Source organism: Tatumella saanichensis (assembly GCF_000439375.1).
GTDB lineage: Bacteria > Pseudomonadota > Gammaproteobacteria > Enterobacterales > Enterobacteriaceae > Tatumella > Tatumella saanichensis.
Window position 1 is genome coordinate 1 of the sequence record NZ_ATMI01000006.1, and the last position, 13,443, is coordinate 13,443.

The 13,443-nt window shown below is 49.5% G+C and carries 14 protein-coding genes; 8 read left to right on the forward strand and 6 right to left on the reverse strand.

What is annotated here, in order from left to right:
* Positions 1–270 precede the first annotated feature (270 nt).
* Entirely contained in the window at positions 271–837 is a 567-nt protein-coding gene (gene mobA / locus DW47_RS0103845) for a molybdenum cofactor guanylyltransferase MobA (RefSeq protein WP_029685024.1), read from the reverse strand.
* A gap of 57 nt (positions 838–894) precedes the next feature.
* On the opposite strand from mobA, the gene DW47_RS0103850 reads away from it, so the two are divergent.
* The 4 genes from DW47_RS0103850 (at position 895) to polA (ending at position 6,001) form a co-directional block, all read left to right on the forward strand.
* Positions 895–1,170, forward strand: a complete 276-nt coding sequence (locus tag DW47_RS0103850) for a YihD family protein (RefSeq protein ID WP_029685025.1) — start codon at positions 895–897, stop codon at positions 1,168–1,170.
* A 49-nt stretch (positions 1,171–1,219) separates the two neighbouring features.
* Positions 1,220–2,209 (forward strand): serine/threonine protein kinase, encoded by a 990-nt coding sequence (locus DW47_RS0103855; RefSeq protein WP_029685026.1) that lies wholly within the window; start codon positions 1,220–1,222, stop codon positions 2,207–2,209.
* A 25-nt stretch (positions 2,210–2,234) separates the two neighbouring features.
* Positions 2,235–2,861 carry a thiol:disulfide interchange protein DsbA gene (gene dsbA, locus DW47_RS0103860; RefSeq protein WP_029685027.1) on the forward strand — a complete coding sequence of 209 codons (627 nt, stop codon included), beginning with the start codon at positions 2,235–2,237 and terminating at the stop codon, positions 2,859–2,861.
* A gap of 359 nt (positions 2,862–3,220) precedes the next feature.
* Positions 3,221–6,001 carry a DNA polymerase I gene (polA, locus tag DW47_RS0103865; RefSeq protein ID WP_029685028.1) on the forward strand — a complete coding sequence of 927 codons (2,781 nt, stop codon included), beginning with the start codon at positions 3,221–3,223 and terminating at the stop codon, positions 5,999–6,001.
* A gap of 35 nt (positions 6,002–6,036) precedes the next feature.
* On the opposite strand, the gene DW47_RS0103870 is transcribed toward polA, so the two are convergent.
* A complete protein-coding gene (locus tag DW47_RS0103870; protein WP_029685029.1) occupies positions 6,037–7,047 on the reverse strand; it encodes an alpha/beta hydrolase in 1,011 nt (336 codons plus the stop codon).
* Positions 7,048–7,188: 141 nt separating this feature from the next.
* Between DW47_RS0103870 and DW47_RS0103875 the strand changes: the two genes are divergently transcribed.
* The gene (locus DW47_RS0103875) at positions 7,189–7,623 is read left to right on the forward strand and encodes a MarR family winged helix-turn-helix transcriptional regulator (RefSeq protein ID WP_241430684.1); all 435 of its coding nucleotides are present in this window, start codon (positions 7,189–7,191) and stop codon (positions 7,621–7,623) included.
* A gap of 71 nt (positions 7,624–7,694) precedes the next feature.
* Here DW47_RS0103875 and DW47_RS0103880 read toward each other — a convergent pair whose 3' ends face one another.
* Both DW47_RS0103880 and DW47_RS0103885 read right to left on the reverse strand, forming a co-directional pair.
* Entirely contained in the window at positions 7,695–8,051 is a 357-nt protein-coding gene (locus DW47_RS0103880) for a cupin domain-containing protein (RefSeq protein ID WP_029685031.1), read from the reverse strand.
* A 360-nt stretch (positions 8,052–8,411) separates the two neighbouring features.
* Positions 8,412–9,275, reverse strand: coding sequence for a YicC/YloC family endoribonuclease (locus DW47_RS0103885; RefSeq protein ID WP_029685032.1), 864 nt, complete (start codon positions 9,273–9,275; stop codon positions 8,412–8,414).
* Between the two features lie 147 nt (positions 9,276–9,422).
* Between DW47_RS0103885 and DW47_RS0103890 the strand changes: the two genes are divergently transcribed.
* A complete protein-coding gene (locus tag DW47_RS0103890) occupies positions 9,423–9,872 on the forward strand; it encodes a DUF3574 domain-containing protein (protein WP_029685033.1) in 450 nt (149 codons plus the stop codon).
* A gap of 45 nt (positions 9,873–9,917) precedes the next feature.
* Here DW47_RS0103890 and DW47_RS0103895 read toward each other — a convergent pair whose 3' ends face one another.
* Positions 9,918–11,105 carry a NupC/NupG family nucleoside CNT transporter gene (locus DW47_RS0103895; protein WP_029685034.1) on the reverse strand — a complete coding sequence of 396 codons (1,188 nt, stop codon included), beginning with the start codon at positions 11,103–11,105 and terminating at the stop codon, positions 9,918–9,920.
* Positions 11,106–11,332: 227 nt separating this feature from the next.
* Here DW47_RS0103895 and rph point away from each other — a divergent pair, with 227 nt between their 5' ends.
* Together rph and pyrE are read left to right on the forward strand one after the other, a co-directional pair.
* Positions 11,333–12,049: a ribonuclease PH gene (gene rph, locus DW47_RS0103900; protein ID WP_029685036.1), complete on the forward strand. Its 717-nt coding sequence runs from the start codon at positions 11,333–11,335 to the stop codon at positions 12,047–12,049.
* A 45-nt stretch (positions 12,050–12,094) separates the two neighbouring features.
* Positions 12,095–12,736: an orotate phosphoribosyltransferase gene (pyrE, locus tag DW47_RS0103905; protein ID WP_029685037.1), complete on the forward strand. Its 642-nt coding sequence runs from the start codon at positions 12,095–12,097 to the stop codon at positions 12,734–12,736.
* 35 nt (positions 12,737–12,771) lie between these two features.
* Here pyrE and slmA read toward each other — a convergent pair whose 3' ends face one another.
* Positions 12,772–13,368 (reverse strand): nucleoid occlusion factor SlmA, encoded by a 597-nt coding sequence (gene slmA / locus DW47_RS0103910; RefSeq protein WP_029685038.1) that lies wholly within the window; start codon positions 13,366–13,368, stop codon positions 12,772–12,774.
* Between the last annotated feature and the right edge of the window lie 75 nt (positions 13,369–13,443).

The following is a 13,443-nucleotide window of genomic DNA, read 5'->3' on the forward strand; positions in this document are numbered from 1 at the left end:
CCGATGGTAGTGTGGGGTCTCCCCATGCGAGAGTAGGGAACTGCCAGGCATCCAAACAGTCAAAAAGGCCATCCTTACGGATGGCCTTTTTGCATTGGAGCGGAAAAATAGCCTGTCTCACCCCTCTTTGATATTGCCTCGTAACGCCATCGCGTGACCGAAAACTCGATACCGTCAGGTGCCAGCCACATAGAGTTCCTCGCCTAACAGTCTCTCTGGACGTTTCGGTGCGATACTGCCTGTTTTAACCGACACAATAAAAATGGACTATTAGAATTGATAATGTTCCAGTTCCTGTGGGGTATTAATATTCAAAAAAGCCTCTTCCGGATAATCTACCCTTGCGGCATGGCCGTGCTGACGTAAAAAAGCCAAGACACGCCGCTCTCCGCTAGCGAGATAGGCTGCCAACGGTTCGTGTAAGCGTCGATGTAGTAGGCAAAATACCGGATGGTCACGTTCGCTGGTACGGATCCAGCAGGCAGAGGCACCGCCTTTTTGCTGCCAGAGATCGCTCACAAACTGTGGCGGTAGGCAAGGAGAATCGCAGGCGCTGAATACTACCCAATCAGTTTTGGCCGCGGAAAGTCCACTGAGCATTCCGGCCAAAGGCCCTTGGAATCCAGATAGGGTATCAGAGATACAGCGATAGCCTGACTGTTGATAGATATCAATGTGCCGGTTGGCATTGATCAGTAGTGTAGTGACCTGAGGGGCAAGTACACGCGCGACATGGCAGTAGAGGGGATGCTGTTGAAACAGCAACAGACCTTTATCTTCGCCGCCCATCCGTGTTGCTGCACCGCCGGCCAAGATAACACCGGTAACAGGTTCCATATTACCTCGCTGGAGTAGGAGAAACTGGGACTGATTTTCCTTTACAGAGATACTATCATGAAAGAAAAACGTGTCAGCGAGTTACTGGCGTTACTGTTACCCGCTTGGGAGAAACAATCTGAGCTGGGTCTGCTACAGTTTATTGCGCAGCTGGCTGCTGAGGCGGGCTATTCTGCCGAGCTGGCTTCCCTACCGGATGATGTATTGATTTACCACCTAAAGTTACGGGAGTCGGATAAGCATGCCGCAATTCCTGGGCTTAAAAAAGATTATGAAACGGATTTTAAAACTGCATTGTTGAAGGCTCGCGGGGTAATTAAAGACCCGTCCTAGTAGAAAATGTTATCCTTTGAACAGACAGAAGATAACCCAATGGCACACTATGAGCGATTCTGCTTTTAACTTCCGGACACTGGATCCGGAACTGATTTTGGATACGTTATGGAATACTGGCATTCGTGTCGAGTCTGGATTGACGGCCCTGAACAGTTATGAAAACCGCGTCTGGCAATTCAGCGATGAAGATAAACGTCGCTACGTCGCTAAATTTTACCGTCCGCAGCGCTGGAATGCGGAGCAGTTAATGGAAGAACATCAGTTTATTGCTGAGCTGGCAGCGGATGAGGTCCCCGTAGCAGCTCCGCTGGTATTGCAAGGAAAGACTCTGCACCAGACACAGGGTTTCTGGTTTGCCGTATTTCCAAGTCTCGGCGGACGGCAGTACGAAACTGATAATTATGATCAGCTTGAGGCGGTCGGTCGATACCTAGGTCGTCTGCATCAAACCGGACGTAAAGCCGTGTTTCAGCACCGTCCAGCGATTGGACTGGCAGAATATTTTGATGAACCTCGCAGCGTACTGGCGGATTCGCCATTGATCCCTGATTCCTTGCGGGTCGCTTTACTGGAGGTTCTTGATCGTCTGAGGTCCATACTGCAACAACAGTGGAATGAGCAACAAACAACATCATTGCGGCTTCATGGTGATTGTCATCCAGGTAATATCTTATGGCGTGATGGACCCTTTTTTGTGGATTTTGATGATGCTCGCAGTGGTCCGGCTGTGCAAGATTTATGGATGCTGGTCAACGGCGATCAGACTGAGCAGCTTATCCAGTGGGATATCTTGCTCGAGGCATATTCTGAATTCAGTGAATTTGATGTTAACGAATTGATACTGATTGAACCTTTACGTACTCTGCGCATGGTTTATTATCTGGCATGGGTTTTGAAACGCTGGCAGGACCCTGCGTTTCCGCATGCCTTTCCTTGGATGGCCGATGAGGATTTCTGGCGCAGGCAGATTTCTGTTTTCTCTGAACAGGAAAAAAAACTGCACCAACCGATGTCACCCCTAAATCCTCAATTTTGATTACGTTACTGGAGTAGTTTATACAATGAAAAAGATCTGGTTCGCGTTAGTAGGTGTAATGCTGGCATTCAGCGCAGCCGCGTCATCATTTTCTGATGGCAAGCAATATATTACGTTAGATAAAACCGTCAGTGGTGCCCCTGAAGTCGTGGAGTTTTTCTCCTTTTTTTGCCCACACTGCTATGACTTCGAGCGCACGTACCACATTAACCAGGCCGTGATGGACAGCCTGCCGAAGGGCGTTAAATTCACTCGTTATTCCGTAAACTTCCTGGGCGGTGATTTCGCACCACAGGTTACCCATGCCTGGGCAGTTGCCATGGCGCTGGGTGTTGAGAATAAAGTTGTGGATCCAATTTTTGATGGCCTGCAGAAATCTCAGACCATCACTGATGCGGCTTCTCTGAAAGCGACCTTTATCAAAGCGGCGGGGATCTCTTCTGAAGAGTACGATTCTGCGTGGAATAGCTTCGCGGTAAAAGCGCTGGTCAGCGAGCAGGAAAAAGCAGCCAATGACTTCAATATTACCGGTGTGCCTTCTATTTTTGTTCACGGGAAATATCAGGTTAACAATGCCGGTCTAGATACCAGCTCCCTGAATAATTTCGTGGCAGACTATGTTAATGTTGTGAAATATCTGGTCGCGAAATAAACATCGTCTGTACAGAAAAACGTCGCTGACTACGCGACGTTTTTTCTGAAAACGCGATGACCAAAAAGATCCCTTCTCAGTAATATCCACATCTCATTGATATCACTACCGGAATAACTAACAGCTAACTGTATTTTTATCTTGTTGATTTTAATGATTAATTCAACATATTCATGAATTGAGATCCTGAAGTAGAGATCTGATTAAAAAAATACACACAAAGTTATCCACAGACAGATCCATAATGATCGTCGAGGTAGGAAAATAATTTCGGTACCAATGCTGGCTTCCATTCAACATTCTGCCAGTGATGTGGCATCCTTAGTACTTCCCCACAGCGACAGAAGAAATAGCAACTTATGGCTCAAATAGCAGAAAACCCCCTGATCCTGGTAGACGGATCGTCTTATCTCTACCGTGCGTATCATGCATTCCCCCCGCTCACTAATAGTGCCGGTGAACCTACGGGAGCAATGTACGGTGTTCTGAATATGCTGAAAAGTCTGTTGCTACAGTACAAACCTACTCATGCCGCTGTGGTTTTTGATGCGAAAGGGAAAACCTTCCGCGATGAGCTATTCGAGGAATATAAATCCCATCGTCCGCCGATGCCGGACGATTTACGCTCCCAAATAGAGCCACTTCATCAGATGGTAAAAGCCATGGGTTGGCCAGTACTGGTCATTTCCGGCGTAGAAGCCGATGATGTCATCGGTACACTGGCCCGCGAGGCTGATCAACAGGGACGTCCAGTGCTGATCAGTACTGGCGATAAAGATATGGCACAGTTAGTGACGTCGAATATCACCCTGATCAATACGATGAACAATAGTATCCTCGGCCCAGAGGAAGTCACCGATAAATATGGGATCCCGCCAGAGCTGATTATCGACTATTTGGCGCTAATGGGTGACTCTTCGGATAACATTCCTGGGGTTCCCGGGGTTGGGGAAAAGACTGCTCAGGCTCTGCTACAAGGACTGGGAAGTATGTCGACCATCTATGACAATTTAGATAAAGTCGCTAGCCTCTCATTCCGTGGCTCAAAAACCATGGCCGCTAAACTTGAGCAGAACAAAAACGTGGCTTTGCTCTCATATCAGTTAGCCACAATCAAAACTGATGTACAGGATCTACCGGGCTGCGAGGCACTCTCCGTCAATGCGCCGGATAACGATACTCTGCTATCGCTGTTCAGCCATTATGAATTCAAACGCTGGATCACTGAAGTCAGCGACGGGCGCTGGCTGGATGACAAAAAACCGGCACGTAAAAGCGAAGAGCCGGTAGCGGTTGCCCCGTCCGAACCGACAGAGGCGGTACTGTCGTCTGAGGGTTATGTGACCATTCTTGACGAAGAGACCTTTGAACAGTGGCTCACCAAGTTACAAGACAGTGAGCTGTTTGCCTTTGATTTAGAAACTGATTCGTTAGATACCCTGTCGGCGAACATTGTGGGCCTGTCTTTTGCTGTGGCGCCCGGTGAGGCTGCCTATTTGCCGGTCGCCCATGATTACTTGGATGCTCCTGATCAACTGTCTCGTGATAGCGTACTGGCTCGCTTGAAAGACCTGTTGGAAGACGAGAACCACAGTAAGGTGGGGCAAAACCTGAAGTATGATCGTGGGGTGCTAAAAAACTACGGTATCGAACTACGTGGTATCCGTTTCGATACCATGCTGGAATCTTACATTCTCAACAGTGTGGCCGGTAAACACGATATGGACAGCCTAGCACAGCGCTGGCTGAACCATAAGACGGTGACCTTTGAGGAGATTGCCGGCAAAGGTAAGAAGCAACTGACCTTTAACCAGATCGATCTGCAGCAGGCGAGCCTGTATGCCGCCGAAGATGCAGATGTGACCCTACAATTGCATCTGAAATTCTGGCCATTACTGGAACAACAAGCGGGTCCACTGAAGGTATTGCAAGAGATCGAAATCCCACTGGTACCGGTCTTATCCCGTGTGGAACGTAATGGCGTACTGATTGACCCAGCAGTGTTGTCAGAACATTCGCGTCAGTTGAGTGAGCGCCTAAATGAACTTGAACTGAAAGCCCATGAATTAGCGGGTGAAGCCTTCAATCTCTCATCACCGAAACAGCTGCAGACCATTCTATTTGAAAAGCAGGGTATTAAGCCGACTAAAAAGACGCCAGGCGGAGCACCTTCGACCAGTGAAGAAGTACTGGCAGAACTGGCACTGGATTACCCACTGCCAAAAGTGATCCTCGAACATCGTGGCTTATCAAAGCTGAAATCGACCTATACCGATAAACTGCCACAGATGATTAACCCTGTGACGGGGCGCGTACACACGTCTTATCATCAGGCGGTGACAGCCACTGGTCGTCTCTCCTCGACTGACCCGAATTTGCAGAACATTCCGGTGCGAAATGAAGAAGGTCGTCGTATCCGTCATGCCTTTATTGCCTCGAAAGGGCAGCGGATCTTGGCGGCGGACTACTCACAGATTGAACTGCGTATTATGGCGCACCTGTCGCAGGACAGTGGGTTATTGAATGCTTTTGCTCACGGTGAAGATATCCACCGCGCAACCGCTGCTGAAGTCTTTGGGACTGCGGTGGATAAGGTCAGTAATGAACAACGCCGCAGTGCTAAAGCCATTAACTTTGGTCTGATCTATGGTATGAGTTCTTTTGGTTTATCACGTCAGCTGAATATCGGTCCAGCGGAAGCCAAAAAATATATGGACCTCTATTTCGAGCGCTATCCAGGAGTGCTGCGTTATATGGAGTCAACCCGTCAGAGTGCGGCAGAAAAAGGCTATGTGGAAACGTTGGATGGACGTCGCCTTTATCTCCCAGATATCAATTCTGGTAATGCTATCCGCCGTAAAGCGGCTGAGCGTGCCGCGATCAATGCTCCGATGCAGGGGACCGCTGCGGATATTATCAAACGGGCGATGATAGGGGTCGATGAGTGGCTGCAGACCCAGGACCCGCAGAAAATCAAAATGATTATGCAGGTTCACGATGAATTGGTGTTCGAGGTTGACGAGTCGCTGTTGGGCGAGGCGACACAGAAGATCCGTCAGATTATGGAGAGTAGCTTGACGCTGGATGTCCCCTTACAGGTGGATATTGGCCTCGGGGATAACTGGGAACAAGCGCACTGATCTTCAATTAGCGGGTCTTGCGACCCGCTAACGCGTTATGCACTGAGATGCTGACGTAGCAATGCCCCTGCTTGGGTTAATGCTGTTTTGACGGCCGGCTCTTCGCTCAGCGGATTTAACAGCCCATAATCATGGATCAGACCAGTGTAACGGGTTACGGTAACCGGTACACCCGCCGCGTCGAGCTGACGTCCAAATGCCTCACCTTCATCACGTAATACATCCAGTTCTGCAGTTTGGATCAGCGTCGGCGGGAAGCCGTTGAGTTGTTCCTTATCCGCTTGCAGAGGGGAAGCCAGAATAGAGTGTCGATCCTCGGGACGACGGGTATAGTTATCCCAGAACCACTTCATCATATTCTTTGTCAGAAAATATCCCTCAGAAAATTGCTGGTAAGAGGCATTATCAAATGCCGCATTTGTCACAGGCCACAGCATCACGTTATAGCGAATCGCCGGGGTGGCAAACTGCTTTGCCTGTAATGCTACGGCAGCGACCATATTTCCCCCGACACTGTTGCCGACCAATGCCAGACGCTTACCCTCTACCCCGATTTCATCCCCATGCTCTGCCACCCATTTGGTGGCGGCATAAGCCTGATGAATCGCTACCGGGAACTGTGCTTCGGGAGAAGGGGTATAATCGACATAGACGGCTGCTGCGCCAGAGCTTTGTACGAGATCGCGGATGAGACGTTCATGGGTAGGGAAATCCCCTAATACCCAGCCGCCCCCATGGAAAAACATAAATACCGGTAATTTTTCACTGCTACCTTCAGGCTTCACGATCTTCAGTCGGATTTCCTGATCATCAACATGGATGATTTTCTCTGATACGGTTGCTGCGGGTAAGTTAACTCCCTGCTGTGCATCCGTTAATACTTGGCGTGCCTCTTGAGGGGTCATTTGCTCTATCGGCTTTCCATCACCGCTGTTAAGCAGATCCAGAAACGCTTTAACGCCGGTGGTCGGTACGGCACTATTTTCTACGGCTTGGTCGCGTGCTGAGAATGTGGCAGATACCAGTAAGTCATTTGTTGTTTTCATCATTTCACCTGTGACAGAGAGTGGCGGTAAGTGGATGGCGTGAAGCCGAGGATCACGTATTAACCTTTCTCACATAATACTTGCGCACAAGTTTCTTTTAGTCAAATATTATTTATACTCTTCGCAATAAAGGGATTGAAAATGAAATCTAAAATGAAAGAAAACAATAACCTAAATGATATTCTCTGTTTTTCGCTCTATTCGGCAACCAATGCTCTGATGCGTCAGTACCGGCCTTATCTGAAGGTTTTTGATCTGACCTATCCGCAGTTTGTGGTACTGATGGCACTCTACGAGCAGGATGATATTTCGCTTAAAATGTTAGGTGAAAAAACGCTGTTCGATTCTGGGACTCTGACGCCCCTGGTACAGAAACTTGAAGCGAAAGGTTATCTGAACCGGATATCTGTGCCGGAGGATGAGCGAATGAAGAAGGTGAGACTGACGGAAAAAGCTGACCAGCTTAAAGCTAAAATCTGTGATATTCCTTGTCAGCTACGCTGTTCATTACAAATGAGCGATCAGCAAATTGAGACTCTGCACCAGCTATCTCGGCAATTGCTGGTGGGATTATAGTCCCCTGATACGCGATGATGGGCGGCTCAGGGGAGTGAGTGTTCGGCAGAGAAACGTTTTAACGCGGCAGATCACTCCGCATCAAAGATGACGTAGAGTTTACGCATCTGGTCGTGCATCACCCAGGTACCTTCCGTATTCGCTTCAAAGAAGAAGGAATCTCCTGGGCCAAATTCCAGCGTCTCTTCCCCATCGGCAGTAAAAGAGCCTGTGCCACTTAAAAAGTGCATGATTTCAGCCTGTTTCACACCACGGCGATAGGTTCCGGCGCTGCACTCAAAAATACCGGCATCGATATCTTCTTTGCCGCGGATCACGGTCTGGAAACCAAACAGGTCAATTTTCGGTGTGCCTGGTAAGCCATCAACGCTTCCCAGAGAAGGCAGATTTTCCATTGAACCCGGCTGCGATAATTTTTGTACTTTCATTAAAAGGCTCCTGTGACCCCGGTTAAATGTCACTGGTGTCGAGCAGTGACAGCGGTATTTTCTGCTTCCCAGCTTAAAGGATTTTCCTGAAGGATCAGTGCACATATTCGCGGTCTGCTGGCAGATTCAGTGAAAAGTCGCGGCTCATTTGGCAGAAAGTGTTGCAGTCTTGGCGACACCCCTGCATAACGGGTATTCGCTGGAGGTTTACCTGCGATAACTGGAAAGGACTAAGTAAAATCACCAGCCGGTATTTACTCTAATGACTGATCGGCTCTGTAGGCGCAGTAGACAATAAAAAACCCCGACAGGATGCGGGGTTTGTGGTTTTTATGCTGGTGGGTGATCTGCCCTGATAGCTTACTCGATATTCTGAATCTGCTCGCGCATTTGCTCGATCAGGACTTTCAGCTCAATCGCAGAAGCAGTGATATCGGCATTGATCGATTTGGAGGCTAAGGTGTTCGACTCACGGTTAAACTCCTGCATCATAAAGTCGAGGCGGCGACCAACAGCTTCTTTCTTCTTCAGAATGTTATAGGTCTCTTTGACATGCGCTTCCAAACGGTCGAGTTCTTCGGCAACATCGACACGTTGCGCCAACATGACCAGTTCCTGCTCGAGGCGGTTATTCTCTAACTGGACATCCGCATCCTCCAGCTTGGCAACCAGGCGCTCACGCTGCCACTTCAGGACTTCTGGCATATGCTGACGGACATTACTAACCTGCTGGGATACTCCCGCTAGGCGTTGCTCAATCAGGGCCTGTAGGGCTTTACCTTCTGCTTCTCGGGCGGTAATAAAGTCATCCAGTGCTTGCTCTAGGGCCGCCATCAATTCCGTATTAATGGCATCCAAGTCTTGATCGGCGGCGGCCATGACGCCCGGCCAGCGCAGGATATCCAGCGGGTTAATGCTACCTTCATCGGTGTGCAGTTTGACCCAGTTGGCTGACTGAATCAGTTGCTTAGCCAGTGACTCATTCAGCATCAGTTCGGATTGTGCGCTCTGGCTGGGATCAAAACGCAGCGCACATTCAATTTTGCCACGGGTCAGACGGTGGCGAATACGCTCACGGATCATCGGTTCTAGGCCACGAAACTGCTCCGGAAGACGCATATAGGTTTCCAGATAACGCTGGTTCACCGAGCGAAGTTCCCAGGTTGCACTGCCCCAGTCACCTTTGATTTCACGGCGGGCATAGGCGGTCATACTGCGGATCATATTGGGTACTCATTGTTGATGAAGTGTCAGAGGGATTATAACCACCGCTGCTGGCACTGGACAGGGATATCCGGCAAACAATCTGCGTACAAGTGACGGAGAAAAGACGCTAAGATGGCGGGGGAATTTACTAACAGGAAAAAAATAATGAAAAAACAGACCGTTTTTAGTGTGGTGATAGCCACCTTACTGGCAGGGTGTCAGCAGGCGCCGACCGTACATCATCCTGCGTCCCCTGCACCGGTTATGGCACCGCAAGCGGCCTGCCAGCACGGGGAGGTGCAGATGCAGACCACGCTGTGGTTTGGTCTAAGCCGGAAACATGCCAGCCTTATCAGTGCCACTGACTGGCAGACCTTTATCAATAAGGATGTGACGCCGCGCTTTAAAGATGGGCTATCCGTGTATGATGCGAAAGGGCAATGGATGGGCGATGATGGCCGTTTGGCGCGTGAAAACAGCAAGGCTCTGATGCTGATCCATCCGGCAGATAACGAGAGTGATCAGAAGATTGAACAGTTACGCCAGATCTACAAGCAGCGTTTCCAACAGGATTCGGTGATGCGGGTGGACAATAAGGTGTGTGTGGATTTCTAAGAGTAGGGCGGAGAAGGTCTCCGCCCGTGCAGTCATTTTCAGAGATTATAAAAACAGTCCGGCAAAGGTCGCTGACAGTAGGCTGACTAAGGTCGAGCCGTAGACCAGTTTCCAACCAAAGCGTGACACGATATTACCCTGTTTCTCGTTCAGACCTTTGATCGCCCCGGCGACAATACCGATAGAGGCAAAGTTGGCAAAGGAAACCAAAAACACTGACAGGATCCCCAGCCCGCGCGGAGAAAATTCTGCTGCCACTTTTTTCAGCTCAATCATCGCAACAAACTCGTTAGAAACCAGTTTGGTCGCCATAATACTGCCTGCCTGTAATGCCTCGCTGGCCGGAATACCGATAAGCCAAGCAAACGGATAGAACACATAACCCAGCAACTGCTGGAAGCTGATCCCAAACACACTGCTGAATACGGCATTGATGGCGGAAATAAGTGCGATAAAGCCAATCAGCATCGCCATAATAATCATCGCAACTTTAAAGCCAGCTAGAATGTATTCCCCCAGCATTTCAAAGAACGTCTGTTTCTCATGCAGCTTTTCCAAGGCAATTTCTTGTTGCTGGTCTTCGTCACTGGCTGGGTTGATGATCGAAATGACAATAAAGGTACTGAACATATTCAGCAGCAAAGCTGCCACAACGTAACGGGCATCAATCATCGACATATAGGCGCCGACGATAGACAGCGATACGGTCGACATTGCGGTGGCCGCCATGGTGTAAATACGACGGGAAGAGAGGTCGCCGAGGATCCCTTTGTAGGCAATAAAGTTTTCGGACTGGCCAAGGATTAGGGTACTGATGGCATTAAACGACTCCAGCTTACCCATACCGTTCACTTTAGACAGGAGTGTTCCGACCACGCGGATAAACAGCGGCAGGATACGCCAATGCTGCATAATTCCAATCAGTGCAGAAATAAAGATGATCGGGCAGAGTACGCCGAGAAAGATAAAAGCCAGTCCCTGATTTGCCATACCACCAAACACAAAGTCTGAACCTTGAGCTGCAAACTTGAGGATAGTTTCGAAAAATCCGGAAATACCGGAGACCAGTTTCGTTCCACCGGAAGAGTGCAGCAAAAAATAGGATAACGCCGCTTCAATCATCATCAGTTGCAGGATTATCCGTGGACGGATTTTCTTTTTGTCGTTACTGAACAGCAGGGCAAGGGCAAGAATGACGATAATCGCCAGTAAAAAATGGAGTGTATAAAGCATATTAATGCGATCCGGCAGCCTGAAAAGAGTGCGGTATTTAGCCACAATTTGTTAAACATTTCATCCGGTGTCTGATTTTTTGCAGCCATCTACGCTAGATGAGTCGGTAAAAAACACTACTTTCCGCCCTGATTACCAAGAAAACTCACCATTTTATGGTGATCGTAGGCATCCGCCGGTGAAATCCGTATAATGCGCAGCCAGTCAATAGCAGCCGGAGAAAGATCATGCGTCCAGCAGGCCGTCGTGCACAGCAAGTGCGTCCCGTCACCCTGACCCGCCATTACACCAAACATGCTGAAGGTTCAGTACTGGTGGAGTTTGGTGAAACCAAAGTCCTGTGTACCGCAACTGTCGAGGAGAGCGTCCCGCGCTTTCTAAAAGGCAAAGGACAGGGCTGGGTGACTGCCGAATACGGTATGTTGCCGCGTTCTACCCATAGTCGTATGGCGAGGGAAGCGGCCAAAGGTAAGCAGGGAGGTCGGACCTTGGAGATCCAGAGGCTGATCGCCCGTTCATTACGTGCAGCCGTCGATTTGCAGGCATTGGGGGAATATACCATTACCCTCGACTGTGATGTGATCCAAGCCGATGGTGGCACCCGAACTGCATCGATCACCGGTGCGTGTGTGGCCTTGGCGGATGCGCTGAATGCCCTAGTGGCTGCGGGTAAACTGCGTGAAAACCCAATGAAAGGGATGGTGGCCGCGATTTCCGTTGGTATCGTTGATGGAGAAGCCGTTTGCGATCTGGAATATGTCGAAGATTCTGCGGCTGACACCGATATGAACGTGGTGATGATGGAAGACGGCAGAATGATTGAAGTGCAGGGCACGGCGGAAGGCGAGCCCTTCAGCCACGATGAGTTGCTTAGTCTGTTGGCATTGGCCCGTGGTGGTATTGAAACACTGATCGGTGCCCAGAAGGCGGCATTGGCAGTTTGATATATCCGGCGACCTTAGGGTCGCCTTTTTTATGTGAGGAATAAAATGAAATCGTGGCAACGTGAGTTTATTGAATTTGCGCTGGAGAAGCAGGTACTGAAATTTGGTGAATTCACCCTGAAATCTGGTCGTAAAAGCCCTTACTTCTTCAATGCTGGGCTATTTAACAGTGGTCGTGATCTGGCCCGTCTGGGGCGCTTTTATGCCCAGGCGCTGGTAGACTCTGGGATTGCATTCGACCTAGTATTCGGCCCCGCGTATAAAGGGATCCCGATTGCCACCACCACTGTAGTCGCTCTGGCTGACCACCATGATCAGGATGTGCCTTACTGCTTCAACCGTAAAGAAGCGAAAGATCACGGTGAGGGTGGTTTGCTGGTGGGTAGCCCATTACAGGGGCGGATTATGCTGGTGGACGATGTGATCACCGCAGGGACGGCCATCCGTGAATCCATGGAAATTATCGCTGCTCATCACGCCTCACTAGCCGGGGTACTGATCTCGCTGGATCGCCAGGAGCGTGGCCGTGGTGAGATCTCTGCGATCCAAGAAGTGGAGCGTGATTATCAGTGCCAAGTGATTTCGATCATCACCCTTCATGATTTAATCACCTATCTGGAAGAAAAACCGGAGATGGCGGAGTCGCTGGTTACGGTGAAAGCCTATCGCGATCAGTACGGTATCTGATGGGGAATTCTGTAGCGGGCCTACGGCCCGCTTTATCAGATCAGTTGTGTCGCCAGTAACGGCCAGCGGATCTCAAATTCCGCGGTGGGTTTAAAACGGAACTCCGAACGAACAAACCGTGACAGTAAGCCTTCACATAATGCTAAAAGCTGGCTGGCCAGCAGTCCTTCATCCGTCAGAAAGGCTTCCCCTTCACGCAGTTTCCTTTCGCGCATTACCAGACGCAGTTGCACCTCAATACGCTCAAACAGCTGATTAATTCTATCCTGCAGACGATCCTGTTCAAACATTAATGCGTGTCCGGTCAGAATACGTGTCAGCCCTGGATTACGCTCACCAAACCCGAGGATCAGTTGTACGATCAGCTTTAAACGATTAAGCGTCTCTTTTTCATCATTCAGGATAAGATTGATGCGGGTAATCAGACTGTCTTCAATAAACTCAATCAGACTGTCAAACATTTTGGTTTTACTGGGGAAATGGCGGTAGAGCGCTGCTTCAGAAACGCCTACATTCGCCGCCAGCTTTGCGGTAGTGATGCGCTGGCTGCCATCCCCGGATTCCAGCATATGTGCCAGAGCCTGCAAAATTTCTTCGCGACGGTTCCGTTTCGCGTTCTTTTTTTCTGCCATGCTTGTAAAGACCCCTGAAAAATCACCCAAAAATGCTGTACCTGTTCACAGAGCCCGCTGCACTGACGCCCTATC